Annotated in this window: 46 protein-coding genes, 1 tRNA gene and 1 pseudogene; 46 read left to right on the plus strand and 2 right to left on the minus strand. The window is 70.9% G+C overall.

The window, feature by feature from the left end:
* Positions 1-162: 162 nt before the first annotated feature.
* Positions 163-582 (minus strand): helix-turn-helix domain-containing protein, encoded by a 420-nt coding sequence (locus ABD808_RS04435; RefSeq protein WP_344890145.1) that lies wholly within the window; start codon positions 580-582, stop codon positions 163-165.
* A 127-nt stretch (positions 583-709) separates the two neighbouring features.
* On the opposite strand from ABD808_RS04435, the gene ABD808_RS04440 reads away from it, so the two are divergent.
* From ABD808_RS04440 to ABD808_RS04560, 25 genes are all read left to right on the plus strand, one after another.
* Positions 710-925 carry a helix-turn-helix domain-containing protein gene (locus tag ABD808_RS04440; protein WP_344890148.1) on the plus strand — a complete coding sequence of 72 codons (216 nt, stop codon included), beginning with the start codon at positions 710-712 and terminating at the stop codon, positions 923-925.
* The gene (locus ABD808_RS04445) at positions 925-1,128 is read left to right on the plus strand and encodes a hypothetical protein (protein WP_344890151.1); all 204 of its coding nucleotides are present in this window, start codon (positions 925-927) and stop codon (positions 1,126-1,128) included. The genes ABD808_RS04440 and ABD808_RS04445 overlap by 1 nt, the downstream gene beginning before the upstream one ends.
* A gap of 92 nt (positions 1,129-1,220) precedes the next feature.
* Positions 1,221-1,835 (plus strand): hypothetical protein, encoded by a 615-nt coding sequence (locus ABD808_RS04450; protein ID WP_344890154.1) that lies wholly within the window; start codon positions 1,221-1,223, stop codon positions 1,833-1,835.
* A complete protein-coding gene (locus ABD808_RS04455; protein ID WP_344890157.1) occupies positions 1,832-2,170 on the plus strand; it encodes a hypothetical protein in 339 nt (112 codons plus the stop codon). The genes ABD808_RS04450 and ABD808_RS04455 overlap by 4 nt, the downstream gene beginning before the upstream one ends.
* Positions 2,167-2,961, plus strand: coding sequence for a hypothetical protein (locus tag ABD808_RS04460; protein ID WP_344890160.1), 795 nt, complete (start codon positions 2,167-2,169; stop codon positions 2,959-2,961). Before ABD808_RS04455 ends, ABD808_RS04460 begins: the two co-directional genes overlap by 4 nt.
* On the plus strand, positions 2,954-3,493 hold the full coding sequence (locus ABD808_RS04465; RefSeq protein WP_344890163.1) for a hypothetical protein: 540 nt from the start codon (positions 2,954-2,956) through the stop codon (positions 3,491-3,493). The genes ABD808_RS04460 and ABD808_RS04465 overlap by 8 nt, the downstream gene beginning before the upstream one ends.
* A complete protein-coding gene (locus ABD808_RS04470) occupies positions 3,490-4,365 on the plus strand; it encodes a PD-(D/E)XK nuclease-like domain-containing protein (protein ID WP_344890166.1) in 876 nt (291 codons plus the stop codon). The genes ABD808_RS04465 and ABD808_RS04470 overlap by 4 nt, the downstream gene beginning before the upstream one ends.
* Positions 4,362-4,688: a hypothetical protein gene (locus tag ABD808_RS04475; protein WP_344890169.1), complete on the plus strand. Its 327-nt coding sequence runs from the start codon at positions 4,362-4,364 to the stop codon at positions 4,686-4,688. Before ABD808_RS04470 ends, ABD808_RS04475 begins: the two co-directional genes overlap by 4 nt.
* Positions 4,685-5,632 (plus strand): hypothetical protein, encoded by a 948-nt coding sequence (locus tag ABD808_RS04480; protein ID WP_344890172.1) that lies wholly within the window; start codon positions 4,685-4,687, stop codon positions 5,630-5,632. The genes ABD808_RS04475 and ABD808_RS04480 overlap by 4 nt, the downstream gene beginning before the upstream one ends.
* A complete protein-coding gene (locus ABD808_RS04485) occupies positions 5,629-6,339 on the plus strand; it encodes a 3'-5' exonuclease family protein (RefSeq protein WP_344890175.1) in 711 nt (236 codons plus the stop codon). Before ABD808_RS04480 ends, ABD808_RS04485 begins: the two co-directional genes overlap by 4 nt.
* Positions 6,336-6,746: a hypothetical protein gene (locus ABD808_RS04490; protein ID WP_344890178.1), complete on the plus strand. Its 411-nt coding sequence runs from the start codon at positions 6,336-6,338 to the stop codon at positions 6,744-6,746. The genes ABD808_RS04485 and ABD808_RS04490 overlap by 4 nt, the downstream gene beginning before the upstream one ends.
* Entirely contained in the window at positions 6,743-7,021 is a 279-nt protein-coding gene (locus tag ABD808_RS04495; protein ID WP_344890181.1) for a hypothetical protein, read from the plus strand. The genes ABD808_RS04490 and ABD808_RS04495 overlap by 4 nt, the downstream gene beginning before the upstream one ends.
* Positions 7,022-7,024: 3 nt before the next feature.
* A complete protein-coding gene (locus ABD808_RS04500; protein WP_344890184.1) occupies positions 7,025-8,224 on the plus strand; it encodes a hypothetical protein in 1,200 nt (399 codons plus the stop codon).
* Positions 8,221-8,610: an SLOG family protein gene (locus tag ABD808_RS04505; RefSeq protein ID WP_344890187.1), complete on the plus strand. Its 390-nt coding sequence runs from the start codon at positions 8,221-8,223 to the stop codon at positions 8,608-8,610. The genes ABD808_RS04500 and ABD808_RS04505 overlap by 4 nt, the downstream gene beginning before the upstream one ends.
* Positions 8,607-8,912, plus strand: a complete 306-nt coding sequence (locus ABD808_RS04510) for a hypothetical protein (RefSeq protein ID WP_344890190.1) — start codon at positions 8,607-8,609, stop codon at positions 8,910-8,912. Before ABD808_RS04505 ends, ABD808_RS04510 begins: the two co-directional genes overlap by 4 nt.
* Positions 8,905-9,447: a hypothetical protein gene (locus tag ABD808_RS04515; protein ID WP_344890193.1), complete on the plus strand. Its 543-nt coding sequence runs from the start codon at positions 8,905-8,907 to the stop codon at positions 9,445-9,447. Before ABD808_RS04510 ends, ABD808_RS04515 begins: the two co-directional genes overlap by 8 nt.
* A complete protein-coding gene (locus ABD808_RS04520; RefSeq protein ID WP_344890196.1) occupies positions 9,440-9,784 on the plus strand; it encodes a hypothetical protein in 345 nt (114 codons plus the stop codon). Before ABD808_RS04515 ends, ABD808_RS04520 begins: the two co-directional genes overlap by 8 nt.
* Positions 9,781-9,960: a helix-turn-helix domain-containing protein gene (locus ABD808_RS04525; protein ID WP_344890199.1), complete on the plus strand. Its 180-nt coding sequence runs from the start codon at positions 9,781-9,783 to the stop codon at positions 9,958-9,960. The genes ABD808_RS04520 and ABD808_RS04525 overlap by 4 nt, the downstream gene beginning before the upstream one ends.
* Positions 9,953-10,420 (plus strand): hypothetical protein, encoded by a 468-nt coding sequence (locus ABD808_RS04530; protein WP_344890202.1) that lies wholly within the window; start codon positions 9,953-9,955, stop codon positions 10,418-10,420. The genes ABD808_RS04525 and ABD808_RS04530 overlap by 8 nt, the downstream gene beginning before the upstream one ends.
* Entirely contained in the window at positions 10,413-10,589 is a 177-nt protein-coding gene (locus tag ABD808_RS04535; protein WP_344890205.1) for a hypothetical protein, read from the plus strand. Before ABD808_RS04530 ends, ABD808_RS04535 begins: the two co-directional genes overlap by 8 nt.
* A complete protein-coding gene (locus ABD808_RS04540; protein WP_344890208.1) occupies positions 10,586-10,981 on the plus strand; it encodes a hypothetical protein in 396 nt (131 codons plus the stop codon). The genes ABD808_RS04535 and ABD808_RS04540 overlap by 4 nt, the downstream gene beginning before the upstream one ends.
* Positions 10,978-12,075 (plus strand): DUF5131 family protein, encoded by a 1,098-nt coding sequence (locus ABD808_RS04545; RefSeq protein WP_344890211.1) that lies wholly within the window; start codon positions 10,978-10,980, stop codon positions 12,073-12,075. Before ABD808_RS04540 ends, ABD808_RS04545 begins: the two co-directional genes overlap by 4 nt.
* Positions 12,072-12,533, plus strand: coding sequence for a hypothetical protein (locus tag ABD808_RS04550; RefSeq protein ID WP_344890214.1), 462 nt, complete (start codon positions 12,072-12,074; stop codon positions 12,531-12,533). Before ABD808_RS04545 ends, ABD808_RS04550 begins: the two co-directional genes overlap by 4 nt.
* Complete coding sequence (locus tag ABD808_RS04555) at positions 12,533-12,835, plus strand: hypothetical protein (RefSeq protein WP_344890217.1); 303 nt, start codon at positions 12,533-12,535, stop codon at positions 12,833-12,835. Before ABD808_RS04550 ends, ABD808_RS04555 begins: the two co-directional genes overlap by 1 nt.
* Positions 12,832-13,347 (plus strand): helix-turn-helix domain-containing protein, encoded by a 516-nt coding sequence (locus ABD808_RS04560; RefSeq protein WP_344890220.1) that lies wholly within the window; start codon positions 12,832-12,834, stop codon positions 13,345-13,347. Before ABD808_RS04555 ends, ABD808_RS04560 begins: the two co-directional genes overlap by 4 nt.
* A gap of 266 nt (positions 13,348-13,613) precedes the next feature.
* Here the strand turns inward: ABD808_RS04560 and ABD808_RS04565 are convergent, their stop codons facing one another.
* On the minus strand, positions 13,614-13,826 hold the full coding sequence (locus tag ABD808_RS04565) for a hypothetical protein (protein WP_344890223.1): 213 nt from the start codon (positions 13,824-13,826) through the stop codon (positions 13,614-13,616).
* Positions 13,827-13,992: 166 nt separating this feature from the next.
* Between ABD808_RS04565 and ABD808_RS04570 the strand changes: the two genes are divergently transcribed.
* The 21 genes and pseudogenes from ABD808_RS04570 to ABD808_RS04670 all read left to right on the plus strand — a co-directional run bounded on the left by ABD808_RS04570 (position 13,993) and on the right by ABD808_RS04670 (position 23,534).
* Positions 13,993-14,391, plus strand: coding sequence for a hypothetical protein (locus ABD808_RS04570; RefSeq protein ID WP_344890226.1), 399 nt, complete (start codon positions 13,993-13,995; stop codon positions 14,389-14,391).
* 288 nt (positions 14,392-14,679) lie between these two features.
* Entirely contained in the window at positions 14,680-15,015 is a 336-nt protein-coding gene (locus ABD808_RS04575) for a hypothetical protein (protein ID WP_344890229.1), read from the plus strand.
* Entirely contained in the window at positions 15,012-15,500 is a 489-nt protein-coding gene (locus tag ABD808_RS04580) for a helix-turn-helix domain-containing protein (RefSeq protein WP_344890234.1), read from the plus strand. The genes ABD808_RS04575 and ABD808_RS04580 overlap by 4 nt, the downstream gene beginning before the upstream one ends.
* Positions 15,497-16,273 (plus strand): hypothetical protein, encoded by a 777-nt coding sequence (locus ABD808_RS04585; protein WP_344890237.1) that lies wholly within the window; start codon positions 15,497-15,499, stop codon positions 16,271-16,273. The genes ABD808_RS04580 and ABD808_RS04585 overlap by 4 nt, the downstream gene beginning before the upstream one ends.
* Entirely contained in the window at positions 16,252-16,503 is a 252-nt protein-coding gene (locus ABD808_RS04590) for a hypothetical protein (RefSeq protein WP_344890240.1), read from the plus strand. Before ABD808_RS04585 ends, ABD808_RS04590 begins: the two co-directional genes overlap by 22 nt.
* Complete coding sequence (locus ABD808_RS04595) at positions 16,500-16,904, plus strand: hypothetical protein (RefSeq protein WP_344890243.1); 405 nt, start codon at positions 16,500-16,502, stop codon at positions 16,902-16,904. The genes ABD808_RS04590 and ABD808_RS04595 overlap by 4 nt, the downstream gene beginning before the upstream one ends.
* Entirely contained in the window at positions 16,901-17,104 is a 204-nt protein-coding gene (locus tag ABD808_RS04600) for a hypothetical protein (protein ID WP_344890246.1), read from the plus strand. The genes ABD808_RS04595 and ABD808_RS04600 overlap by 4 nt, the downstream gene beginning before the upstream one ends.
* 50 nt (positions 17,105-17,154) lie before the next feature.
* A pseudogene (locus ABD808_RS38455) lies at positions 17,155-17,535 on the plus strand (DNA cytosine methyltransferase); the annotation flags it as partial.
* A 591-nt stretch (positions 17,536-18,126) separates the two neighbouring features.
* Positions 18,127-18,288: a hypothetical protein gene (locus ABD808_RS04610; protein ID WP_344890253.1), complete on the plus strand. Its 162-nt coding sequence runs from the start codon at positions 18,127-18,129 to the stop codon at positions 18,286-18,288.
* The gene (locus ABD808_RS04615; RefSeq protein WP_425548887.1) at positions 18,285-18,506 is read left to right on the plus strand and encodes a DNA-directed RNA polymerase subunit alpha C-terminal domain-containing protein; all 222 of its coding nucleotides are present in this window, start codon (positions 18,285-18,287) and stop codon (positions 18,504-18,506) included. The genes ABD808_RS04610 and ABD808_RS04615 overlap by 4 nt, the downstream gene beginning before the upstream one ends.
* Before the next feature lie 14 nt (positions 18,507-18,520).
* Positions 18,521-18,593: transfer RNA gene (locus ABD808_RS04620), tRNA-Leu, on the plus strand.
* A gap of 18 nt (positions 18,594-18,611) precedes the next feature.
* A complete protein-coding gene (locus ABD808_RS04625) occupies positions 18,612-19,088 on the plus strand; it encodes a DUF6011 domain-containing protein (RefSeq protein WP_344890256.1) in 477 nt (158 codons plus the stop codon).
* A gap of 42 nt (positions 19,089-19,130) precedes the next feature.
* The gene (locus ABD808_RS04630; RefSeq protein ID WP_344890259.1) at positions 19,131-19,454 is read left to right on the plus strand and encodes a hypothetical protein; all 324 of its coding nucleotides are present in this window, start codon (positions 19,131-19,133) and stop codon (positions 19,452-19,454) included.
* Positions 19,451-19,732, plus strand: coding sequence for a hypothetical protein (locus ABD808_RS04635; protein ID WP_344890262.1), 282 nt, complete (start codon positions 19,451-19,453; stop codon positions 19,730-19,732). Before ABD808_RS04630 ends, ABD808_RS04635 begins: the two co-directional genes overlap by 4 nt.
* A 13-nt stretch (positions 19,733-19,745) precedes the next feature.
* Positions 19,746-20,423: a hypothetical protein gene (locus ABD808_RS04640; protein WP_344890265.1), complete on the plus strand. Its 678-nt coding sequence runs from the start codon at positions 19,746-19,748 to the stop codon at positions 20,421-20,423.
* Entirely contained in the window at positions 20,416-21,192 is a 777-nt protein-coding gene (locus ABD808_RS04645; protein WP_344890268.1) for a DNA translocase FtsK, read from the plus strand. The genes ABD808_RS04640 and ABD808_RS04645 overlap by 8 nt, the downstream gene beginning before the upstream one ends.
* Complete coding sequence (locus ABD808_RS04650) at positions 21,189-21,494, plus strand: hypothetical protein (protein WP_344890271.1); 306 nt, start codon at positions 21,189-21,191, stop codon at positions 21,492-21,494. The genes ABD808_RS04645 and ABD808_RS04650 overlap by 4 nt, the downstream gene beginning before the upstream one ends.
* A complete protein-coding gene (locus ABD808_RS04655) occupies positions 21,487-21,858 on the plus strand; it encodes a hypothetical protein (RefSeq protein ID WP_344890274.1) in 372 nt (123 codons plus the stop codon). The genes ABD808_RS04650 and ABD808_RS04655 overlap by 8 nt, the downstream gene beginning before the upstream one ends.
* On the plus strand, positions 21,855-22,331 hold the full coding sequence (locus tag ABD808_RS04660) for an XF1762 family protein (protein ID WP_344890277.1): 477 nt from the start codon (positions 21,855-21,857) through the stop codon (positions 22,329-22,331). Before ABD808_RS04655 ends, ABD808_RS04660 begins: the two co-directional genes overlap by 4 nt.
* Complete coding sequence (locus tag ABD808_RS04665; RefSeq protein WP_344890280.1) at positions 22,328-22,471, plus strand: hypothetical protein; 144 nt, start codon at positions 22,328-22,330, stop codon at positions 22,469-22,471. Before ABD808_RS04660 ends, ABD808_RS04665 begins: the two co-directional genes overlap by 4 nt.
* Entirely contained in the window at positions 22,464-23,534 is a 1,071-nt protein-coding gene (locus ABD808_RS04670) for a hypothetical protein (RefSeq protein ID WP_344890283.1), read from the plus strand. The genes ABD808_RS04665 and ABD808_RS04670 overlap by 8 nt, the downstream gene beginning before the upstream one ends.
* Positions 23,535-23,548: the final 14 nt, after the last annotated feature.

A 23,548-nucleotide genomic window follows, 5' to 3' on the forward strand; every position in this document is an offset into this window, starting at 1 on the left:
GGGCGGGTAGGCGCTGCACGGCTACGGGGTGGTGCCCTGGCGGGGTCACTCAGCGCGTTTTCGGTCCGACTATGTGTGTTGTTTGTTCGTATCCTGCGCTGGAACGATGCAAATACTCATTGTCACGATTGCTCACAAATTAGTGATCGTTTTGTGAGATTCTCACCCAACCTCCCGGCCGTCCTGCGCGTCGTCATCGCCCTCCTCTCCCTGCGTGTCCTCCCGGTCCCAGGTATCCACCAGCCCACGCAGCACCGTGCCGCGTGCGCCCGGGTCGTCCCGGTACCGGCGCCACGCGCGATCAAGCCGGTCCTCCTCCTCGTCCGAGGTGGGAACCGGCCGAGTCGGCGTCAGCCCGGCGAGGCGCAAGGCCTCCGATCGGTCGACCCCCAAGGCGTCGGCGACGTCGGTCACGGTGGTCACGTGCGGCGCCCTGGGGTTGGTCTTCCAGCCGTCCACGGTCGTCCGGGCGACCCCGGCTCTCTTGGCCAGCTGGACGCGGCTCCAGCCCTTCTCCAAGCGAAGGGCTTCGAGGCGCTCCCACCACGGGAGCGCTGGCGGTCTTGACCCTCTGGTGTCCACGTAGCCCGTTGTAGCGGATTGTCGCGTGTCGTCAAAGACTCATCCCTGTAGCCTCTTGTTTGATCATGTAGTGCGTTGTAGCGTGTAGCCAACGGCACGCAGCAATTCAATGCAGAGGACAGCCGGAATGACCACCACGACCACCGATGACGACCTCCTGACCATCCGGGAGGTGAGCGAGAAGATCCGTCGGCACCGCGTCACCGTCAGCCGGATGATCCGCGACGGCGAACTCCGCGCGGTCCGCGGCAAGGGGCGCAACGGCCGTGTGTTCATCTACGCCGACTCCGTGGCCGACTACCTCAAGCGCAACGAGGTCCTGCCCCTGAGTGAGGCGGACTGATGGCCAATGCACGCGGCGCGGCTCACCCGACCATCCCGAAGGGCTGGGGCACCCGCGCGGAGGTCGCCGAATACACCGGCCTCAGCGTCCAGACCCTCGCCAACCTGCACGTCCACGGCCAAGGCCCGCCGTCCACCGGCAGAGGCCGCGGGCTTCGTTACCCGTGGCCCGGCGTCGAGCGCTGGATGCGCGAGCGCACCTGATCCCGCACAGCACGAGGGCCCGCCGACCGCGCGACCGGCCGACGGACCCGAAGCCCCGCACACCCACAACCACAGAAGGAGCAGCGGAGCCAATGACCATTCTGACTGATCACCGCCGGGAGGTGGAGACCCTCGCCTACCGGGCGCGGACCTTCCACGGCCTCTCGGTGACGGAGGCGCTCGCCGAGATCGCGCCGCACCTGACCCGTGCCGAGCGGGCGAGCGCGTTCGGTGACCTGATCGACGGCATCGGCCTGCGGGACGCCGCGACGAAGGCGTGCACGGTGGACACGCACGAGGTCGCGCAGGTCCTCGCGGACCGCGTCACCCCCCGCGTAGCGGTCCTCGCGGCCGGGACGGTGTACCCGTTCCTGCTGGCGTCGGCGAAGATCCGCGCCGCGATCGTCCGGTGCGACTTCGACAAGCGTGATGGCCTGGACGAACTCGACGGCCTGGACGCCAACGTCGACGGCGCCTGGGACGAACTCCTCAAGATCCGCGACGGGTATTTCACGGCGGCGTCGGACTACCCGGACACGGACCCCGACCGGCTGGAGGAGCTGGCGGAGCAGGCGCTCAGGGCGGTGTTGGCGGACTTCTCGTTCCGGGTGGAGCACCAGCTGGAGCAGCGGCTGGTCGAGTTCACGGTGTTGGCGTGGCGGTTCGCGGACGCGGCGCGGCTGCGCCTGACGGGCGGTGCCCGATGAGCCTCGCGAAGACCCCGTGCCCGACGTGGTGCGAGACCGACCACGACCGCGAGCAGAGCCACGAGCACTTCCTCGGCGAGTTCGACCACGTCCAGGTCCACCTGCGCAGCGTGTCGTCCGAGGAGTACCCGGTGGTCTGGCTGACGAACGGGCGGACGCTCCGGCTGGACGCGCCGTCCATCACGGAGATCGAGGTGTGCGAGGCGCCCGGCATGGCGGCACTGATGGACACGCTCGGCCACCGGGAGCTCGGCGAGATGATCCGGGACGCGCTCGAGATGGTCGAGGACGAGGACGAGCTTGCGCCGGTCCAGGTCGAGGGCGGTGCCCTGTGAGCGACTACCGACCCGGCCAGCGGTACATCGCCAAGACCGGCGACGTCCTGTTCGTCATCGCCGAGCCCGGCGCCACACACACCATCGCGTTCGTCACCACCCTGGGTGTGCGGGTCTCGGTCGGTGAGGCCGCGCGGGTGTACGCGCCGCTGACCTTGATGCCCGAGGCGGAGGACGTGGCGGAGTTGGCCGCCGCGATCCGTGAGGTGCTCGGCCTGCCCGACTACACGCCGGGTTCCACTGAGGCGTACACGGCCCACCGGGAACTCCTCGCGACCCGCGCCTACTACGTCAAGGGTGCCCTGGCTCCGCTGGCGGAACGCGAGGCGAACGCGCGGAACGCGATCGCCTCCCTCCGGCGGGCCGATGAGTGGTACCCGGTCACGTACCCCACCGCCGACGACCAGGACGCGGAGGACGGCCTGGACGGGGAGGCGCTGGCCGCGTACCGGGCGCTGATCGGCGAGCGCGTCTCGGTCTCCCTCAAGGACCGTGGCGACAGCGTCACGGAGGTGCGCGGGATCCTCACGGCGGCGACGCGGGCCGGGCTGTGGATCGGCGACGAGGACGGCGAGCACATCCTGCTCGGCGACGTCGCGGGCGTGGAGGCGGCGCCCGACAGCGACCGGGAGGACGACCCGGGCAACGGCGCGGACTTCTTCGCCTGCGAGCACAAGACGACCGACGAGCCGGGCCACCACCCGAGTGTCTGTCGACGCCTCACGGACGCCGAGATGGACGCCCTCATGCACGGAGCGGCCAAGCAGGACGGCGGTGACGGCCGTGGCTGACCCGTTCACCATCGACGACAGCCTCGAAGGCACCGACCGCTACGCCGCCGACCTGCGGCGGGTCCGTTTCACCTTCCTCGACACGGACGACAACCTCACCCGCGACCCCATCAAGTTCACCATCGAGGCGTTCCAGACCGCGACGTCGCGGTCGGCGTACGACTACGTCTCCTTCAGCTCCCCGATCGCGTGGGCTCGCTGCTACCGCGTCAGTCCGGAAGGGCCCCTGCGCGCCTACGTCCGCGTGATGACCCGGCCGATCGAGCCGCTCGTCGAGTTGGACGGCTGGTCGGGCTGGGAGTTCCGGGACGGCGGCCTGTGTGAACCGACCGAGGAGCAGATCGAGAAAGTCCCGGCGATGTGCACGAGCACGCTCCTGCTGTTCGCGGTCCCGGTCGGGTCGCTGCACGTGCCGCTGGACACGCCGGAGGAGCTGACGGTCCAGGACGCTGCGGCGGCCGTGGCCGCTCTGGTCGCCGTGCTCAACGAGCGCGTGGGGCCCGTCCTCGCGCGGCTGGAGGGTGGCCGATGAGCACCCTCACCGAAGCTCCAGAGACCGTCGTCACCGCGCCGGGCGTGTACGCCATGGACGCCGACGTCTACCACGCCGACCCCGTCCCCGGCGGGTCCCTGTCGTCGAGCGGCGCGCGGAAACTGCTGGCGACCTGCCCGGCCCGCTACCGGTGGGAGGCCGACCACCCGAAGAAGCCGACGAAGGCCATGGAGCTGGGCACGGCCGCACACAAGCTGGTGCTCGGCGTCGGACCTGAGCTGGCCCGCATCAAGTACGCCACGTACAACACCAACGCGGCGAAGGCCGCGCGGGACGAGGCGTACGACCGTGGAGCGGTCCCGCTCAAGCCGGACGAGTGGGACCAGGTCCACGCCATGGCTGACGCGATCCGCGCGAACGAACTCGCGTCGGCGCTGCTCGGCGGGACGGGCGAGCCGGAGCGGGCCCTGTTCTGGCGGGACCCGCCGACGAAGGTCTGGCGGCGGGCGCTGATCGACTGGCTCCCGCCCGCCGATCCGACGGGGCGCCTGTACCTCGCGGACTACAAGACGGCCGACTCGGCGCACCCGGACTCGATCGCCAAGTCGCTGATCAACTTCGGCTACCACATGCAAGGCGCCTGGTACGAGGACGCCGTCCGCGCGGTCGGCCTGTCCGAGGACGTGCCGTACTTCCTGGTCGTCCAGGAGAAGACCGAGCCCTACCTCGTCAGCGTCGTCCAGCTCACGCAGATCGCACTGGACGCGGGCCGCCACGAGAACCGCAAGGCCATCGGCCTGTTCGCGCAGTGCCAGAAGACCGGCGTGTGGCCCCCGTACGTGGAGGGCGTCGCGCAGGTCGGCCTGCCCGGATGGGCGGAGAACAAGTTCCTCCAGGAAGTGACGTCATGACCGAGTCCACCGCCGACCGGCTCACGATCGCCAGCGAGCAGCTCACCGTGACCGGCGAACGGCTCAGCAAAGTCGGCTTGACCACCGCCGACCTCCGGGCGGTCGCCCGGTACCTGATCGACCTGTCCGAGCACGGATACCGGATCTGCTCGATGACCAGTGGCGTTGTCGAGCGCGGCGCCTCAGAGCTCCCGACCCAGATCCGCATTGACCTGGATGCGGATCTCGGCCACGCCGAGGCCCTGTTCAGCGCTATCACCCACTTCGCGTACGAGATCCAGGGCTCCGCCGACGCCTTGGCCGAAGGAGACACCACCCCATGACGCAGCAGATGGACCGCGCCCCCATGCCGACCGTGCCGTCCCCGGCGCGGATCGGGCAGGGCACCGCGATCGAGCAGTCCCGCGCGGCGGCCGAGGTCCTCGCCGCCGTGGAAGTCGCGCAGCGCTTCCCCCGCGACGTCCAGTTCGCCCGCGCGCAGATGATCGACTCCTGCAAGCAGCGCTTCCTGGCTGACCGCGCGTTCTACCGGTTCCCCCGCGCGGGCGGCAACGTGTCCGGCGCGTCCGTGCACCTCGCCCGCGAACTGGCCCGCTGCTGGGGTCACATCCAGTACGGCATCGTCGAGATGCGTCGGGACGACGAGTTCGGGCAGTCGGAGATGCAGGCGTGGGCGTGGGACGTCCAGACCAACTCGCGGGTGTCGTCGGCGTTCATCGTGCCGCACCTGCGCGACACCAAGAACGGCCCGTCGCAGCTCAAGGAGCTGCGGGACATCTACGAGAACAACGCGAACCAGGGTTCCCGGCGGGTCCGCGAGCAGATCTTCGCGATCCTCCCGCCGTGGTTCGTGGAGGAGGCCAAAGACCTGTGCCAGCAGACCCTGCGTGACGGCGGGGGCGTGCCGCTGGCGACGCGGATCACGACGGCGATCGAGCGGTTCTCCACTATCGGGATCAAGTCCCGGCAGTTGGAGGAGAAGATCGGCGAGCCGTCGGGTCGATGGACGGAGCATGACGTCGCGCAGTTGGGCGTGATCTTCAAGTCCATCGAGCGTCGAGAGGTCCGCAAGGAGGACGAGTTCCCGGCGCCCGCCGCGACGGCTGACGAGATCCTCGCCGCCCGCAAGGCCCCGGCCCCTCCCGCTCCTCCCACCTCGGGGGTGATGGCCGACGCGGACGCTGAGGCCGCTGCGCAGGCGCTCGGCGAGGGCAGCCCGGTTCGGTACACGGCGGAGGAGATCGCCGAGATGGGCGGCCAGTCGTGAGCTGGCACACCGGCGTCCTAGCCGCCCTCGCCATCCAGGTCGATGGCCCCGACGTGGAAACCGCCCGGATCACTGGCGCGTGCGTCATGCGCGTGGACCGCTCCGGGGAGAACACCCCGATCGCCAGCACCTGGCCGGACAGCGCGCCTGCCGAGGAGGTGATCGCGGAGACCACAGCGCTGCTGCTGCGCGCGGTCCGCGCGGGTCTGCCCGTCGTTGGGTTCGGTGTCGCGGACGCGCTGACGGTGCTGGACCGGGAGTGTCGCCGCCACGGGCTGTCGACGCTCGGCGAGCTGGTTCCGGACGAGGTGGGGCCGGTGGTCTGCGCGCGGGTGCTGGACGCGCACGTGTCGCGGCGCGCGGACCCCGCCCAGTGTCCGACTCTCGCGGAGGTCTGCGCGGCGCGGGAGGTGTGGCTCAAGGACCCGGGTGACCTGGCGTGGTGCGCGTGGGCGGCGGCCGGTCTGGTGGCGCAGATCGTGGAGTCGAGCCGGTCGCTGGCGGCGATGTCCGCGGTGGAGTTGCACGCGGCTCAGGCCGGGTGGCATCGGGAGCAGTCCCTGGCCTTCGCGGGTGTGCTGCGCCGCCGTGGCGAGGCGGGCGGCGCGGAGGACCAGCTCGCGGTGCACGCTCAGGCGGACCGCGCGGTGGGGGCGGCCGGGAGCTGGCCGGTGGCGCCGTTCGAGCAGCAGGGGCAGCTGGCGTGACGAGCGTCCGTGGTCTGCGTCAGCGTGCCCGTGTCAGGGCGGGCGCGCTGGCGCGCGGGACCTTCCCCATCTATCTCGGCGACCGCACATGCCTGCGCTGCTGGGCCATCACGGGCCAGGTCAGCAACCACGTCTACGCCGTGTACAGGCGCGGGGGTGCGCTCCGCTGCGGGTGCGGCGGGCGGCTGTGGCCGACCCACGACACCTACCTCTTGTCGATCCTCACGTCCGCCGCGATCACGTCCGCCGCCGAGGACCAGCTCACGCAGCTGCTGACCCTCGACGCCAACCGGTTCTACCCCGACGAGCCAGCGGGGCTGGACCTGATCAGAAACCGAACCGGCGGCACCCCCGGCCAGGGGGGCACCGCCGCACACGACGACGACCTTGGGAGCCAACCGTCATGACCCTCATCATCCCAGACCCCAAGTCGGCCCCGGCCGACCAGGGCCACGAGGACGCCACCGTCTACTCCAGCGCGGTCGTCCTGCACCCCCTGCCCGGAACGCCCCGCTTCGAGGGCGTCCTGACCGGCCCGGCCGGGCCGATGGCCCGCCTCCGCGACGGCGACCTGGTGCTCCGCGCGGACCTCGCCACGATCACGGCGTGGGCGGCGGCGCTGGAGACGGCCCGCAAGCAGCTCACCACCACGACCACTGACGCCGAGAGCGAGGCCCGCTGACCCATGGACGAGACGATCATGACCGAGGTCACCGACCAGATCATCGCGCAACTACGGGACTCGGCGACCTGGGACGAGAAGCAGGCCGCCGAGCTGCGGGCCGGGGCCGACCGGATGCGCGGTGAGGCCGTGCAGTTGCGGGAGCAGGCCGAGGAGATCGACGTCCGCGCGGGCGACTGCGACGCGCACGCGGTGCTGTTCGAGGCGCGCGGGCGGGGCAAGCGGGCGCATGCGGCGCAGCTGGCCGGGGCTCCGGTGCTGCCGACGCCGGGTGAGGTCCTGCCGGTCGGCGGGCTGGGCATGGCGATCAGCACGCTCAAGATGATCCCGCGGAAGGACCCGTCGCCGGAGGAGCTGACGTCCTACCGGGACCTGATGCGGCAGGTCCACGAGACGGGGCTGCATCAGTTGCAGCTCGCTGAGGCGTTGCTGCGTGAGGCTCAGCGGACGGTGATCACGGGGCAGCTGGCGCCGGAGGACATGCCGCAGCCGGACCCGCTGACGGCGTCGCCGGGCGAGGAGTCGGGCGCGCACAAGGTGCCACCGGTGCTGTCGGCGCCGGTGGTCGAGCCGGACGCGGACGCGCAGTGCGAGTACTGCACGGCTCCGCTGGTGCGGCTGGCCGGGGCGTGGACGCACGCGGCCACCGGTCAGCAGGAGTGCGGCCCGTACGGGGACCTGACCGCCTGCCCGATCGGCGTCACGTACCGGGGCGAGGACGAGGACGACGCGGCCACCCAGGAGTCGGTGGTGCCCGCGCAGCCCAAGCCCGCGACGGCGCTGAAGGGGATCAAGCAGGTGGCGCACGGCCTCCTGCGCCGCAAGCCCGCCGCCGAGCCGGAGGAGGGCGACCCGATCCCGTACCAGCGGCTGCTCGGGCAGCGGGTCATCGTCCGGCGGACGGACGGGTCCCGGTCGCGTGGGGTGCTGGACATCGCGGGCCGGGACCGGCTGGTGCTGCACCCGTGCGAGGAGGGCCCGGCGGAGATCGCCGTGGCGGACGTGGTCGGGGTGTTGCCGGTGCGGGCCAGGGCTGATCGGCCGGTGCTGGTGGACGTGCCGCGTGGTGAGTACCCGTCGGAGCCGGTGACGGGACCGGTCCCGGTGGACCCGCAGGCACGGCAGGTGCTGCCGTCGTCGCACGGTGCGAAGGATGCGACGGAGGCGTTCCCGCCGGTGATCGAGAACGGCGGTGTGGCATGAGAATCCTCGTCACCGGATCCCGCGCCTGGGACGACGCCGCCACCATCCGCACCGCGCTCGACGAGGTGTACTTCAGCAGCACGTGCACCATGCCCGTCACGGTCGTGCATGGCGACTGCCCGCACGGCGCCGACGCCATCGTCCACGCTTGGGCCGCCGACACTCGCCGCGCCGAATGGGTCGTCGGCGAGGAGCGCCACCCAGCCGACTGGCGCCCCGGCGGCGGGGCCTTCGATCGCTCCGCCGGACACCGCCGCAATGCCGAGATGGTCAACGCGGGCGCCGACCTGTGCCTGGCGTTCATCCGCGATCGGTCGTCCGGCGCGACCCACACCGCTGATCTCGCCGAGAGGGCGGGCATCCCCGTGCGGCGGTGGACGTCATGAGGCCGCCGATCGTGCCGGGTGTCCGCCCGCTGACGCGCAGGCAGGCACCGCCGATGACACCGCAGCACGGGTGCGCGGGCCTGTGCGCGGGCGAGGGGTGCGCGCAGTGCACGTCGCTGGCCGACCAGATCACCCGCGCGAAGCGACTGCCGAATGGTCCGCAGCGGGACGCCCACCTGCTCGACCTCGCGGACCGGGTGGCGGACGCGATGGACCCGGCCCGGTCGGTGGCCCCGCCGCTGGGCCCGGCCGTCCGGCTCGTCGGCAAGCCCACCTACCGGAACGGACACGACCGTGGCTGACCCGATGACCCCCGAGCGGCTCGCCGAGATCGACGCGCTACTCGACGAGATCAGCCCCGGCGAGTGGTCGAACCCCGGTACCTACGGCGAATTCGGATGGACCGTCCGTGGCCCGGCCGGAGGCGTCGAGACCGAGGACAGCGAGCAGGGGAAGATCGACGCCGAGTTCATCGGCACCGCCCCCGGCATCGTCCGCGAGATGCGAGCCGAGGTGGAGCAGCTCCGTGGCGACCTCCGCGAGCTGACCGTGCTCCGCCGGGACATGGCGGCTGTGCAGGCAGAACGGGACGCCGCCCTGGACGGCGAGCCCGAACCCGTACGGCTCCGTGCCGAGGTCGAGCGGCTGCGCGCCGAGCTGGCCACCGTCGCCGCCGACACCCTCCGCCGGTTCGCCGAGGTCATCGACAACGGCCCTGCGGTCACCGGCAAGAAGGCGATCGAACTGCCGCCGCGCGTCTATTCCGACCTCGCCCGCAAGGAAGCCGACCGCGCCGCCGGTGGTGTCCTCGATGGGGCGGAGGCCGACCGTGGCTAAGCGGACTCTGCTCACCGAGCCGCACATCTACCGGCAGGGCGGGCCTCGGGACTCCGGAACCGATACATGCCGCGACTGCCACCAGTCCTTCACCACGTCCTGGCTGCACACCGATCAGGCGCTCAGATTCATGGACCGAGTCCGGCGGGCCGAGGCCGAGCGGGACCGTCTCGCCGAGCAGGTGCGGAGCGTCGAGGCGCTCCGGGACCGGTGGGAGGCCGCCACCCGCGACCCGTCCGCCTACAGCAGTGGCGGTGCGGTGCACGCGGCAGCCCTCGCGGCAAGCCACCTGCCCGACCTGTGCCGCGCCCTCGACGGGACGGAGGCGGGACGGTGAGCGCTGCGATCCGATGGCTCGGCACAACCGAGGTAGCCGAGCGGCTGGAGATGAGCCCGGCGAACGTCAGGCACCTCATCCGCGCCGGGAAGCTCCCCGCGCAGCGGGCAGGGCACCGCCTCTACCGAGTTCGCGAAGACCACGCCGACGCCTACAAGGAGGCCCGTCGTGGCTGATCTGACCCCCGAACGCGAGGCGCAGATCCGGGAGCGCCTCACGGAGGCGTTCGACGCCATCGACTACACCATCGGGGACCTCGCCGCCCGCGACCTCCTCGCCGAGCTGGACGCTATCCGCCGCCGGGACGAGACCACGGGCGGTGTCCTGTACGACGTCATCCGCCGCACCCGCGCGGGCCAGATGGACGAGCACGAAGCCGTCCGGGCGATCGAGGCTCGGCTCCTCCACCCGATGATCGCGCAGGTCCGCGAGGCGCGTGCCCGCGCGGGCGGACGCCGCCGACAGCGGGATGCCGCCACCGGCCTCGCCGGGCAGGTCCGCGAGCTGCGGGCCCTGCTCGGCGAGGTCCTCACCCTCCGCCAGACCGTCGACTCCGGCGACCCGGCGTGGCGGGACTTGGACCGGCGGGTCGAGCGCGCCGCCCGCGCGGACGAGGAGGTGGCGCCCGGTGCATGACGCCCTGCTCTACATCGGCATAGCCCTGGTCGGTCTCGGCGCCGCCGTCGCGATCTTGCGGGGCGAGGAAGGCAACCGCGTCGAGCAGCTCACGGATCTCGACGACCCCACGTACGAACCCGGCCGGGCCGAGGTGCCGGACGGCGCGACCCAAGCGAGGCATGAATGAAGATCTACCTGATCGCCCTGCCACAGGACGTACCGCACGCGATCAACCAAATCGAAGCCGCGTTCGAGCTGGACTTGCGGACCGTGCGGCACGAGACCGCCGGACCGGACCTGACCCGCACCGCGCTTGACGTGGAACTCCGCGCACCGCAGATCACACCGGAGGTCGCGGCCCACGTCCTGGCGCACTTCGGTGCGGGCGGCTACCACGCCGGTAGCTACACCCGTGACCTGATCATGCTGATCGCGCGTGCGGACCCGTCGCGTCGGCGTCGTCTCGCGCTGGCGGAACCGGCGTACGTGCTGGCGGTCGGGCTCGCGCAGGACACCGCGACCGGGGTGGAGACGCTCCAGACGATCGCGCGGTCCGGGCGGACGGCGGTCATCTCGTGAGTGACGCAACCAAGATTGAGTGGTCGGACGCCTCGTGGAACCCGGTGACCGGGTGCACGAAGGTGTCGCCGGGCTGTGACCACTGCTACGCCGAGACGTTCGCCGAGCGGTGGCGCGGCACGCCGGGACACCACTTCGAGAACGGGTTCGATCTGACGCTGAGGCCGGAGCGTCTCGACCAGCCGATCCGGTGGACGAAGCCCCGCAAGATCTTCGTCAACTCCATGAGCGACCTGTTTCACAAAGACGTCCCCACCGAGTTCATCGCCCACATGTTCGCCGTCATGGCGCTCACGCCTCAGCACACCTACCAGGTGCTCACGAAGCGGCACGCCCGCATGCGGGCGCTGATGCGCAAGACGGAGTTCCGCGCGCAGGTCGCGCGGATCGCCGTGGAAATGACCGAGGCTGAGCCCGGCCCGCCGTATCTGCCCGAGCATCTCGTGGTCACGTGCGGCCGGTCGTGGTGGCCGCTGCCGAATGTGTGGCTTGGCGTGAGTGTCGAGAACCAGACGTGGGCCAACATCCGGGTGCCCGCGCTGCTCGACGCCCCGGCGGCCGTCCGGTGGATCTCCGCTGAGCCTCTGCTTGGCCCGCTGGACCTGTCGCGCTGGCTCGTGCCGGAGATGAGCGTCTGCCAGACCGACGGGCACCCGGAGACGATGCGGGCGCTCGCCGAGCTCGGCCGAGCGGTCGCCCGTAACCACGGCGGCTGGAGCGGGTTGGGCTGGGTCGTCACGGGCGGCGAGTCCGGACCCGGCGCTCGCCCGGCGCACCCCGACTGGTTCCGCTCCATCCGTGACCAATGCCAGAACGCGGGCGTCGCCTACCTCCATAAGCAGAACGGGGCATGGGTGCCGGTCGGTCCCCTGTACGGCGACTCCGACGAGGTCGACGACGCCCATATGGAAGCCGTCTGCCTCGAAGTCAACGACCGTAAGCGGGTCGTCCAGCTCGAACGGTCCGGCCACGTTGCCGACGACTATCAGCCGACCGACCCGCGCACGTGGCTGATGGCCCGTGTCGGCAAGAAGGCCGCCGGGCGGGAGCTGGACGGCCGCACCTGGGACCAGTACCCGGACGGTGCACGATGACCCGGTACGCCGCCACCACCAGCGTCAGCAGCGAACACCGACGCGCCGAGATCGAACGGACGCTACGCCGATACGGCGCGGACGGGTTCGCCTACGCCGCGCAGGGCCGCCAAGCCATGGTCGAGTTCCTCATGGCGCGGCGCCGTATCCGGTTCACCCTCGCCCTGCCGGACCCGAACGATGACCGGTTCCGCCTCACGCCGACCGGCCGCGAGCGAAGCCCGGCCGCCGCCGACCGCGAGTACGAGCAGGCCGTCCGGCAAAGCTGGGCGGCGCTCGCCCTCGTCATCAAGGCGAAGCTGGAGGCGATCGAGGCCGGGATCTCAACGCTCGACGCCGAGTTCCTCGCGGCGATCGTGTTGCCGGACGGCGCAACGGTCGGGGAGCGGACAGTGCCCCAGCTTGACGCCGCGTACGCCGGTAGCGGCCTGCCCGCGCTGATGCCGGGGGGTGCGTGATGGGCGGGTTCTTCCTCGGTGGCTGTGCGGCGGTCGGTGTCGTCGTGGTCGCCGTTGGTGTGGCGGTCTGCCTGTACTTCGTGGTCCGGGCCGCCGGGGCTCATCTCGGCCGCCTGGTCGCCGTGTGGCGCCGTCGTCGTGCAGGTCTGGCGGGTGGGCGCGAGCGCCTGGAGGACATGCCCGCCCATCCCGAGCAGCTCGCGGACGTCGAGCTGGCCGACTTGATGGAGGCGCGGTACTGGGACGTGGTCGGGCGGCTGTTGGAAGACCAAGCCCGCGCCCGTGACCGGAGGGCGCGGTGACGTCCTCGGTTCAGCCCCTGGCCCCTGCCGAGCCCCGTGCGGCAGGGGCCAGGCCCACGCCCGCGCCGGTGGAGCTGACCCCACGGGAGCAGGTCGCGCTCATCACTGTCGCGGTCGGCCTGACCCAGGGCGCCGCCGCCCGCAGGCTCGGCACGTCCGAGCGGTCCATCCGCCGTGCGCTGGTCTCTGCGGTTGAGCGGCTCGGCGCGCGGTCGCAGGCGCACGCCGTCGCGGTCGCGGCGCTGATGGGGCAGCTCGACCTGCGCGTGGTCGGGCGCGGCGAGTTGCCGGAGTGGCCGCTGGATCCGCCGAAGCAGACGGGGGCGCAGATCCGGGCGAACTGCGTGCTGGCGGCGGAGCGGGCGGCGCGTGTGGCTCCCCGTCGTGCCCGGGTCATGGCGTTGCTCGGGGAGGGGTTATCGCCGAAGGAGGTCGCGGCCCGGTTGGGGCTGAGCAGGCGGATGGTTTACGCGGACCGCGCTGCGGTGCGGGAGCGCTCGGGTTCGGGGTGAGGCTGCCTGGCCGGGTGCGCCCGCACGTACCCGGCCGGGCCTGACCGTTGGGAGGCGGTCGTGGGGAAGAAGAAGCATTTCGCGGTGGACGTGGAGGCCCGTCCACGGGACGTGCCGGATGGGGTGGGGCGGCGTGGGGGGACGCCGAAGCGGAAGGACCGGTCGGGGTCGAAGGCGTCCAGGGTGCCTGCGCGAAAGCGGAAGAAGAAACGGTGACCGGCGCCGCGTTCAGCTGGCCGCCGAAGGGCGCACCTTTGGCGGCACCGTCATGGCTGCCGGTCGTCGGGGAGCAGCAGGCGCCGAACGTGCTCGCGGGTGTAGCCGGTCGCCTTCACCAGCTCAGCCTGGCGAACGCCAGCGTCGCGGGCAGCCCGAAGCACGTCGCGCAGATTGTCGTGCGCGTCCTCCAGTCGCTTCTGGGCTCCCTTGTGCCGGCGCACGGCCGCCTGGACGTCCTTCATCGCCTGCTCCTGGTCCACGGGGTCATGGTGCCACACGTGTATGTGGCCACCATCATGGTACCGCGATTATGCCACAGTAGCGTGGCCACATGTATGTGGCGTAGAGTGGGGGTGAAATTGGCCCTCTGAAAAAGGGAGGACAGGGGTGAGGTCTGCTCACCTTCTTCGATGCGGAAGGAGGCACGTGGCTGGTCAACTCTTCGGCGACGTCATCGAGTGGCTACGCACTCCCGCCGCCAAAGGCCTCAGCCCCAAAGCGCGCATTGTCCTGCTCGCCGTGGCGGACCGCGTGATGGATACCAGCTCGCGCCGGATGCGCCGCTTCAGGGGGGACGACAGCACGCTCCACGAGCGGCTGTGCCAGGTCGCCGACGTCAGCCCCGAGGGGTTGAAGAAGGTCTTCCAGGAACTCGCGGCTCGCGGGCTGGAGGTGCGCGTGCAGTTGCGCAAGGACGGCAAGCCGCTGTTCGACAAGGCCGGGCGGCCGGTCTACGCCTGCCGTGGGCACTCGATGGACTTCCGGATGCCGGAGCTTCCGGCGATGGTCCAGCTGGCGCTGCCTGTGGATAAAGAGGCGGTGTGACCTGTGGATATCTGTTCTGACGCCCTCCGAATGGGGGGTGACCACCACCCCCCATTGCAGAAAGGGGGGAAGCTACCACCCCCCTTTCCCGAGAAAGGGGGGTCGTCCTCACCCCCCAAACCCCCGAATGGGGGGTCGTCCTCACCCCCCCTAAGACCTTTAAGAACACCCCTAAAGATCAACCACCCCCTCGAAAGATCAACTGCCCCCCCGTGGTTCCGGTCCGCCGTGGTTGAGGTGGAAGGCGGCAAAAGCGGCGAACGACCTGTGGAAAAGCGAGATTTGATCATGACGAAACGGGACCTCGGCACGAACCTCCGCGCCCTCCAGGCCGCCTACGACGACGCCAACCGGCGCCTCACCGCAGCACGCGAAACCGAGAAGTCCACCAGCCGCGCCTACGACGCCCGCCGCCGACGCACCCCCATGGGCATCCAAACCGAACGGGCCCGCAACGCCTGGGCCATCGCGCTCGTCGACTGGGCGGGCGCGCTGGTCGCCCGCGAGGCAGCCAAGGACCGCGTGCGGGCCGAACGCCGCGACGTCGACGACACCGCGATGGGCGCCCTGATGGGCAGCGAGCGGCCGGTGGTGCACGAGGCCGACCAGGGAGCTACCCCATGACCATCGCCGAGGAGTTCGTCCAGCGCGCCAAGGACCGCCGCGTCCAGCTCGGCCTGAGCCAGAGTGAGCTCGCCCGCCGCATGACCGAACTCAGCCCGGCCACCTGGCACCAGATGACGGTCGCCCGTACCGAGGCCGGGGAGCGGCCGATCCGACTCGACGAGGCGACGTTGCTGGCCGAGCTGCTCGGCCTGGCGCCGCCGTTCGGCGGCGCGCTGGCCGCCGAACGTGCCGCCGACGCGCTCATCGCCGACCTTCGGGACCAGATGTGTGATCGACATCAGGAACGGATCGCCGAGCTGACGTCCGAGCTCGCCCGCGCGCGGATCCGCATCCGGGACCAGGAGCGCGCCCTCAAGAAGATCCGTGGCGTTGTCGACCGCGCCGTCGCGAGGCCCGGCGCGGACGTGCCCACCTGCCAGTGCGGGACCGCGCTCGACCCCGACGGCACCTGCTGGAACTGCACGCGAGAGGCCAGCACATGAAGCACATCGTCCAGTACTCCACCGGCCTCGCCTCCGCAGAGGTCGCATGGCGACTCGTCGCCCAACACGGCCCCGCCGACGTCCTCCTCCTCACCGCCGACACCAAGGTCGAGGACGCCGACAATTGGCGGTTCGCCACCGAGGTGGCCAACCGGCTCGGCTGCGAATGGCTCGTCCACGAGGACGGCCGCACCCCCATGCAGGTCGGCCGAGACCTGCGCGTCGTCCCGAACAACCGCATGGCCGTCTGCTCGCGCGTGCTCAAACGGGAACTGCTGCGCGCCTGGATCGACGAGCACTGCGACCCCGCCGAGACGGTCATCTACCTCGGGTTCGACTGGACCGAGCAGCACCGCACCGACGCCGCAGCCGAACCCTGGAAGCCCTACCGGGTAGCGGCGCCGCTCGCCGACCCGCCGTACGTGTCCAAGCCCGACCTGATACAGGTCTTCCGCGACCGCGGCATTGAGCCACCTCGGCTCTACCGGCACGGGTTCCCTCACGCCAACTGTGGCGGCGCGTGCGTCCGTGGCGGCCAGGCGCAATGGGAACTCCTCCTGCGCGTCAACCGGAACCGGTACCTGGAGTGGGAGGACGAGGAGGAGAAGACCCGCGCGGACCTCGGTAAGGACGTCTCGATCCTCCGTGACCGGACCGGCGGCGCCGTCACTCCGCTCACCCTCCGCCGGTTCCGTGAGCGTCTCGACAGCCAGCCCGGCCTGTTCGACTGCGGCGACTGGGGCGCCTGCGGATGCACGGACGGGACCGCGTGATGGCCGCGCGCGGCTGGTACCGCAACGACCTGTTCGCCGAGTCCGCGTCCCCCGAGGCGATCGCGATCCACCTGGACGACGAACGCCGCGCCGCCAAAGCATCGGCCGCCGCGTTCGCCCGGCGCATCGCCTGGCTTGAGCAACTGCGCGAACGCCGCACTGCGGAGAAGGCCGCCGGGACCTGGCCAGACCGACCGGCCGACACCAACGCGAACGGAGCCAACACGTGACCACCCGCATCCCCCCGAACCCCCACAGCCCCTACGCCAACGCCCTACCGAACGCCCGGCACCTCCTGCCGGTGCCGATCTTCTTTCCGCCCCCAATCCCCGGGAAGCTTGCCCTCACCGGCTGCGCCCGCATGGCCGTCGTCCCCACCGAAACACTGAGGGACGTCACCGACCTGATCGAGGCGGGCCGCATCGGGGAGTTGCCGCCCGGCCTGTGCGTCGAATGCGTCACCGCCGCCACGGGCGGAGATCCAGAGGACCCCGAAGACGACCACCCGGCGATCGCGCCGATGGCGTGCCGAGACTGCGGCGGCCTGTCATCGCAGGGCGTGTGGTGCGCGCTGTGCCGCCAGGAACTCCACGACGCCTGGTGGCCGACGAGAGAGGCCGCCACCTCATGATCATCATGCTTGAGCGCGGCCACCCCGTGACGGTCCTCGCGAAGTTCCGCTTGGCGTCCAAGCTCAACCCGTCCGCGCCGTGCCCGCCGTGGCTGCACTGGACGACCCCGCCGAGCGGCGTTAAGCGCAACGCCCTCGTCCAGCGCGCCAACGGTGAGCGCGTGGTCCGGCCGTTCCGCGGACTCCGGAGGCCCCGATGACCGCACTCCTCCGCCTTGGCTCCCTCTGCTCCGGTTACGGCGGCCTCGACATGGCCATCGCCCAGGTGCTCAACGTCGAGCACGCATGGGTCGCCGACCCCGATCCGGGTGCTGCCGCGATACTCGCCCGCCACTGGCCGACCCTCCCCAATTTCGGAGACATCACCCGCGTGGACTTCGCCCAGGTCGAGCCCGTGGACGTGCTCGCCGCCGGGTTCCCCTGCCAGGACATCAGTAACGCCGGTCGCCGCGCCGGATTGGACGGAGACCGCAGTGGCCTCTTCTTCACGGTGGTCGAGGCAGTTCGCCTACTACGACCCCGGCTCGTCGTGCTGGAGAACGTCGCAGCCCTCGTTGCTCGGGGACTCGACCGAGTCACCGCCGAGCTGGCCGCGCTCGGGTACGTGGGATCTTGGCGGTGCGTACGCGCTTGCGACGTCGGCGCCCCCCACCGCCGCGACCGCGTCTTCATCGTCGCAACCTCTGCTGCCGACGCCGGACGCCACACACGGCCGCAAGACCACCCGAACGGGACTGCTCCTGCCCGGGGTGGTGGAACTGCTCCCAACACCCCGGGCGTCAGCCAACGAGAATCGGCAGACGCGCCGCACACCATCGCAGGAGGCGGGCACGCACGGCCGCAATCTCGCCGCCGAGGCGTGCATCCTCCTGCCGACGCCGCGCGCGACGGACGGCACGAAGGGCGGTCCGAACCAGCGCGGATCCTCCGGCGACCTGATGCTGCCCTCGGCCGTGATGCTCCTCCCGACCCCGCGGGTCTCGGCCGTCCGGACGAGCCGGGGCACGATCGTCCGGGACTCGTCCTCACCGAGCCTGGAACAGGCCGTGGAGATCTCCCAGGGCGAGACGCCCCGCGAACTGGAGGGGATCGCGATCCCGCCAGCGTCGTGGCATGGGGACCGTACGGCCCCGCCATCGATCGATGGGCGCGCGTCCTCGGACGGCCAGCTCCTCCTCCCCGGCTTCCCAGCGGACGGAACGGCGCCGACCAGCTGAACCCCGTGTTCGTCGAGTGGCTCATGGGCCTTCTCTGCGGATGGGTCACCGCGATCCCCGGCCTCACCCGCAACCAGATGCTCAAGGCGCTCGGGAACGGCGTCGTCCCTCAGCAGGGCACGGCCGCACTGGCATATCTGCTCAACCGGATCGAGGTTGCCGCATGATCACCCGCACCCTCCAGCCCGGCGACTCGATCGACGCCCTCAACCTCCCCGCCCGCCCCCGCAACGCCCTGCACCGCCAGGGCATCACCACCATCAGCGCGCTCACCCAGTGTGAGCCCGCGGACCTGCTGGACATCCGCACCGTCGGGGCCTGGTCGGTGGACGCGATCCGTACGGCGCTCGCCGAGCACGGCCTGGCGCTCGCGGACTCCCGATGATTCGCAACGACCCCGCCCGGGTGGCGCAACGGCGACGCACCCGCCTTAAAAGCGGGCCTTCTGCGGGTTCGAATCCCGCCCCGGGTACCGGCCGAGGAGGTTCCGATGAGCATCCGCGTGGTTGACCCGACCTGCGTGCGCTGCGGAAAGCCGCTCACTGACCCTGCCTCGAAAGCGCTGTTGGTCGGGCCGGAGTGTCGCAAGGGCATGAACGCGGTGCAGCTGCGTGACGCGGCGGCCCGCGCTGCCGAGCGGGATGATCCGTTCCGGATCCCGGCGGAGCGTGCGCCGTCCGTGCAGGCCCGGGTCAACAACCACAACGCCCGCGAGGTCGCCCGGCCGGACGGCGTCCAGCTGTGCCACCACGAGAACCGTGCCGGGGCGTGCCCGGACTGCCGACGCGAAGCGGACCCGTGGCGTGCGTCCGAGGTGATCCTCCGGGAGGTGCGCGGCTGGACGTTCACGGCCCGCCGCGCGGAACGGCTCCGCGTGCTGTTCGACCGGTACGCCCACGCCGCCCCCTGGATAGGGCATCAGCGGGCGCGTACGCCACGAACACCGCCCACCCCAACCCCGCTGTAGGGCCACGCGCCACACGCGCCCCACAGGACAACTGGAGCTTCTATGACCGAGACCCCGAAGCCGACCGTCCGCACCACCCGCTACGAGGTGTCGTGCCTGCCGCCGGACAACATCGACGCCTTCCACTTCACGATCACCGTCGAGTGGCGCGGCGGCGACCTGTGGGCCGTCCTCCGCTACGGCGAGTGCCTTGGCACCGACGGCAAATGGGACTACGAACCGCGTCCGTCTAACCGCGAGGACGACTGGCTAGACGCCCACCGGTTTGACCTGGACACCGCACTCAAGCTCGCCCAGGAGGAAGCGCCGAAGATCACTGTCAACGGCCAGACGGTCGCCGACGTGCTGAGACGGGCGGCGTCATGAGCAGCGACCAGCCGTCCGCGCAGCCCGCGACCGCCGAACTCCTCGCCCTCGCCGCAGCCACCAGACCCGCCGACCAACCCAACGGCATCGACCTCAACGACCTGCGCGGCGTCATCGCCGAAGCCCTCGAATCCGGGAAGCCGTGGGCCGTCGTGATGGTCAAGACCGCCGTGATGCTCGCCCACCCCGACGAGGACGTCCGGGACCTGCGGATCGCGCTCGTCGACCCGCTCAAGCTCAACCCGTCCAGCCGCCGCGCACACCGAACCCACTTCTAGAACGGACCCGACCATGAACCTCGGAGAACTGATCGCCACCCTCGAAGCCGCCGACCCCAACCTGGTCGTGCCCAACGGCTTCAACAGCCCGCACTCCTATCGCGGCTACTACAACGAACTCGCCTTCGAGCCCGCCAGCAACATCACCGTCGCCGCGATGCTCGACAGCGCCCGCTCCGCCCTCGGCACTGAATACGAGGGCTACAAGGGCGGCAACTACACGATGACCGAGTACACCGACTGTTGGCTCGCCCTGTGGGGCTGCCTCGGGGAGACGCTCGGCCCGACGCTGCTCCGGCTCATGCTCGCCGCCGGGACGGTCCCGGGCGAGACGGCCGCGCTGACCGAAGGTGAGCCGCTCGGCCCCGAGATGATCACCGTGTACGCATCCATCGGGAACAGCGACGACAAGCTCACCCAGACCCGCTGGTCCGGCCTCGCCCAGCGGTTCGTCAACGAGATCAACCAGTTCGCCAGCCGAATCCACGGCGTCTGGTACTCCGCGCCGGACTCTCGCTATCAGAACGCCTGCGTTTGCTTCGAGATCACGGGTGCCCGCGCCCCGTACCTGCGCGAGTACCTCGCCGCAGCGTGCAAGGACTTCGACCAGGACTCGATCGCGTGGGCGGTCGTCCAGGGCACCGAGTTCATCACGCCGGACGCGACGCCCGTGGAGGCGGACCTTGCCTGACGCGACCGACCGGCTGGCGGAGATCACCGCGAACATCGACGGCTACATCGAGACCAAAGCCACCGAGATCGCCACCGCGCGGATCACCGCAGCCGAAGACGCCGCCGAGGAGAAAGTCACCAGCCTCATGGCCCGGCACGCGGCCGAAGTCCAGCGGCTGGAAGACCTGATCGCGGAGCTGCGGCGGCAGGTGAAGGCGTTCGATAAGCACCTGGAGGGCTGCCCCGGGACCAAGGGGAGGAAAGCCCGCACCAAGGCGCCGCGGCCCGGAGTCGTAGACCTGAGCGTCGGCCACGACCGGGGACTGCTGCTCGACGCGGCCCGTGCGGTCATCGACGGCCAGCGCGCGGACACCACCCACGTCCAACGGAAAGTGCGCGTCGGGTTCGTGAAGGCCGGGCGACTGCTGGAGCTGCTGGAGCAGTACGCGGTGATCGGCCCGGCGCCTGCGACCAAGAGCGGAAAGCGGCCGGTGCTGGTGTCGGCCTCCGACAAGGACGTGGTGTTGCTGCGGCTGGGCGAGGAGGCCGACGTCGCTGGGACCGCCCGCGCCGACATCGCCGCCGCCGCCGCCGCGCAGCTACGCGACCCAGTCAACTGCCTCCACCACAACCGGGCAATCGCGAACCTGCTGGAGGGCACCACGCGCCGACACAACCCCTGGCACGACGACTGCGACGAGTGCCTGTGGTGCGGCGAGCCGTGGCCGTGCCCCGACCTGCGGGACGCCGCCGCACTCGCCGCAGTGATCCTCGGAGGACTGCCATGACCGCCGCCCCCGAAATCCCACACGACCAGCAACTGGCCGCAGCCCAAGCCGTGGCCAACCACGCCACCCAGAAGTTCGCCGCCACCTGCGAAGCAATGCACGCCGCACGCGGCGCCTACACCCTCGCCCGCGCGAGCGACCCCGCCGACCAGACCACCGACGACGCCCGCCAAGCATGGGCGGAAGCGGCGCACGACTTGGTCGACGCGCACGTCGCGATGGAACAGGCCCGCGACGAGGTAACAGCGATCCACCGTCAGTCCGCCGAGTACGCGATCACCGAGGAGACCACCAATGCCTGACCCGACCGCGCCCCGCCCGGACGTGCCCGCGCGCGGCGTCCACGTCGTCCCTGGCGAGGTGCCCGAGGGGCAGGTACCGCCGTCCGCGTCGATGCACACACCCGAGCAGGCCACCCGGCTCCGCGACACGATCGCGGACGCCATCACCATGCACCCCGGTAACCGGACCGGCACACCCGAGCAGCGCCACCCCGTCTCTCTCATGCTGGCGGGCGCGATCATCCCCGCCGTCCAGGCCACGCTCCCGGCCGCGCCATGGACCGGGGTGTGCGTGGAGTGCAACGAGTCGATCGAGGACGGCGACCTGATCACGTGGCGGCTCCGGTACGCGCCGCAAGGCCCGATCCATGAGGAGTGCCGATGAAGCCCGCCGACCGCCCGCCCACCGGCGACCTGCGCATCGTGCCCGTCCGATTCGTCGATGCCTGCGGGTTCGTCGCCATGTGGCACCGGCACCACGCTCCGCCGGTGGGTCACAAGTTCACGCTCGGGATCGCCGACGAGGCGGACGTGCTGCGCGGCGTGGCGATCGTCGGTCGCCCGGTCGCCCGGTTCCTGGACGACGGCCTCACACTGGAGGTCACCCGCACCGCCACCGACGGCACGGCGAACGCGAACTCGATGCTGTACGCCGCAGCCTGGCGCGCGGCCAAGGCCCTCGGCTACCGCCGCCTGATCACGTACACGCAGGACGGCGAGAGCGGCGCCAGCCTCCGCGCAGCTGCATGGCGCGTCGTCGCCGAGCGTCCCGCGCGGCGCGGCTGGACCTGCCCGTCCCGGCCCCGCCACGCCCTCGGCACTGAGGGCATCCCCCGAACCCTCTGGGAGGCATCGTGAACCTGCCCGACGACTGGATCTGTCCGTCTAGCGAGCGCTGTATGTGCGGCTCCATCTGCGAGGCTCGCGAGGCCATGGACAGCTCGGACGAACCGGCTTCTTTCCATGGCGATTTCAGTACGGAGCCGGACGATGCCTGACCGCACGCCCACCGGCGACCTGCGCGAGGCGCTCGACCGCGAGACCAAGGCGGCCAGTGCGGCGATGGACGCCGGTGAACTGAGCACGTGCGCGCTCCACACTGCGAGAGCCGTTGGACTCCAGAAGCAGATCGATGATCGACTCGGTCGGAGCCCTGACACGCCCACCGGCGACCTGCGCGAGCGGCTCACGGCCGCGCTCGACGCGGACCCTCACTTCTCGTCCGGCGAGGTGGTGGACACGGTGATGCGGATCCTGGGTGAGCAGCCCGGCGACCTCCGCACGCGGCTCGCCGATACCCTGCGCACCACGTTTCACTGGTGGATCACAGCGGAGTGGATCTGCTGCGACCCACCCGAGAAGGGCCACAAGCTGTGCGAGCGGGGCCACGCCGCCCGCCGCATGGTGGCGTCGCTGCTCGCCGACGACCCCGAGCGGCATCCGCCGACGTCGCCGATCCTGGACGCCGTCCTGCCCGTCGTCCAGGCGTGGGCCGCCGAGAACTTGCAGCGGCCTGTAGGTTCTCGGCCCGCTGGAGGCCGTGAATCTGCTCGCGGCAGTGAGATTCCCGGCGACCTGCGCGAGCGGCTCGCCGAAGCGCTCTACCGATGGACCATGGACCAGGCGGCGGGTGGCCCCGCCCGGCTGCTGACCCGGGAGGAGACGGTCCTGTGGGAGAACTCCCTCGCCCGCGCCGACGCCGTCCTGCCCGTCGTCGAGGCCGTGCTCACTGAACAGGCAACCCGAAAGGATCTCTTTCGGGTTCGCGCGTCGTGCTGTGAGGACGGAGACCGCACGTACGGCGAGATGGAGCGGCGCCTGACCGAGCGCGCCGAGGAGGCCGAGGCCGCCGTGCAGCGGGTGCGGGACCTCGCCGACTCGCTGATGGCCCCGGGCGCCCCGTTCTTCTTCCCCGAAGCCGGTCACCGCATCCTCGCCGCCCTCGACCAGTTGAAGGAGACGCCACCCGATCCAGATCGGCCGGGCATTGAACGCCATTCCAGCCCGCAATTTTCTGACAAAAACCGGACAATCAACGATTCCCCCCACAAGCCCAAATAGAACGCGGGAGAATA

The organism is Actinomadura meridiana, from assembly GCF_039537545.1.
In the GTDB taxonomy this organism is placed as follows: domain Bacteria; phylum Actinomycetota; class Actinomycetes; order Streptosporangiales; family Streptosporangiaceae; genus Spirillospora; species Spirillospora meridiana.

Excerpts from the sequence above, each read along its gene's own strand:
- ABD808_RS04440 (WP_344890148.1), top strand. The coding sequence starts at position 710 with ATGACCACCACGACCACCGATGACGACCTCCTGACCATCCGGGAGGTG.
- ABD808_RS04445 (WP_344890151.1), top strand. The coding sequence starts at position 925 with ATGGCCAATGCACGCGGCGCGGCTCACCCGACCATCCCGAAGGGCTGG.
- ABD808_RS04450 (WP_344890154.1), top strand. The coding sequence starts at position 1,221 with ATGACCATTCTGACTGATCACCGCCGGGAGGTGGAGACCCTCGCCTAC.
- ABD808_RS04455 (WP_344890157.1), top strand. The coding sequence starts at position 1,832 with ATGAGCCTCGCGAAGACCCCGTGCCCGACGTGGTGCGAGACCGACCAC.
- ABD808_RS04470 (WP_344890166.1), top strand. The coding sequence starts at position 3,490 with ATGAGCACCCTCACCGAAGCTCCAGAGACCGTCGTCACCGCGCCGGGC.
- ABD808_RS04475 (WP_344890169.1), top strand. The coding sequence starts at position 4,362 with ATGACCGAGTCCACCGCCGACCGGCTCACGATCGCCAGCGAGCAGCTC.
- ABD808_RS04480 (WP_344890172.1), top strand. The coding sequence starts at position 4,685 with ATGACGCAGCAGATGGACCGCGCCCCCATGCCGACCGTGCCGTCCCCG.
- ABD808_RS04495 (WP_344890181.1), top strand. The coding sequence starts at position 6,743 with ATGACCCTCATCATCCCAGACCCCAAGTCGGCCCCGGCCGACCAGGGC.
- ABD808_RS04500 (WP_344890184.1), top strand. The coding sequence starts at position 7,025 with ATGGACGAGACGATCATGACCGAGGTCACCGACCAGATCATCGCGCAA.
- ABD808_RS04505 (WP_344890187.1), top strand. The coding sequence starts at position 8,221 with ATGAGAATCCTCGTCACCGGATCCCGCGCCTGGGACGACGCCGCCACC.
- ABD808_RS04510 (WP_344890190.1), top strand. The coding sequence starts at position 8,607 with ATGAGGCCGCCGATCGTGCCGGGTGTCCGCCCGCTGACGCGCAGGCAG.
- ABD808_RS04540 (WP_344890208.1), top strand. The coding sequence starts at position 10,586 with ATGAAGATCTACCTGATCGCCCTGCCACAGGACGTACCGCACGCGATC.
- ABD808_RS04550 (WP_344890214.1), top strand. The coding sequence starts at position 12,072 with ATGACCCGGTACGCCGCCACCACCAGCGTCAGCAGCGAACACCGACGC.
- ABD808_RS04555 (WP_344890217.1), top strand. The coding sequence starts at position 12,533 with ATGGGCGGGTTCTTCCTCGGTGGCTGTGCGGCGGTCGGTGTCGTCGTG.
- ABD808_RS04575 (WP_344890229.1), top strand. The coding sequence starts at position 14,680 with ATGACGAAACGGGACCTCGGCACGAACCTCCGCGCCCTCCAGGCCGCC.
- ABD808_RS04580 (WP_344890234.1), top strand. The coding sequence starts at position 15,012 with ATGACCATCGCCGAGGAGTTCGTCCAGCGCGCCAAGGACCGCCGCGTC.
- ABD808_RS04585 (WP_344890237.1), top strand. The coding sequence starts at position 15,497 with ATGAAGCACATCGTCCAGTACTCCACCGGCCTCGCCTCCGCAGAGGTC.
- ABD808_RS04590 (WP_344890240.1), top strand. The coding sequence starts at position 16,252 with ATGCACGGACGGGACCGCGTGATGGCCGCGCGCGGCTGGTACCGCAAC.
- ABD808_RS04600 (WP_344890246.1), top strand. The coding sequence starts at position 16,901 with ATGATCATCATGCTTGAGCGCGGCCACCCCGTGACGGTCCTCGCGAAG.
- ABD808_RS04615 (WP_425548887.1), top strand. The coding sequence starts at position 18,285 with ATGATCACCCGCACCCTCCAGCCCGGCGACTCGATCGACGCCCTCAAC.
- ABD808_RS04625 (WP_344890256.1), top strand. The coding sequence starts at position 18,612 with ATGAGCATCCGCGTGGTTGACCCGACCTGCGTGCGCTGCGGAAAGCCG.
- ABD808_RS04630 (WP_344890259.1), top strand. The coding sequence starts at position 19,131 with ATGACCGAGACCCCGAAGCCGACCGTCCGCACCACCCGCTACGAGGTG.
- ABD808_RS04635 (WP_344890262.1), top strand. The coding sequence starts at position 19,451 with ATGAGCAGCGACCAGCCGTCCGCGCAGCCCGCGACCGCCGAACTCCTC.
- ABD808_RS04640 (WP_344890265.1), top strand. The coding sequence starts at position 19,746 with ATGAACCTCGGAGAACTGATCGCCACCCTCGAAGCCGCCGACCCCAAC.
- ABD808_RS04650 (WP_344890271.1), top strand. The coding sequence starts at position 21,189 with ATGACCGCCGCCCCCGAAATCCCACACGACCAGCAACTGGCCGCAGCC.
- ABD808_RS04655 (WP_344890274.1), top strand. The coding sequence starts at position 21,487 with ATGCCTGACCCGACCGCGCCCCGCCCGGACGTGCCCGCGCGCGGCGTC.
- ABD808_RS04660 (WP_344890277.1), top strand. The coding sequence starts at position 21,855 with ATGAAGCCCGCCGACCGCCCGCCCACCGGCGACCTGCGCATCGTGCCC.
- ABD808_RS04670 (WP_344890283.1), top strand. The coding sequence starts at position 22,464 with ATGCCTGACCGCACGCCCACCGGCGACCTGCGCGAGGCGCTCGACCGC.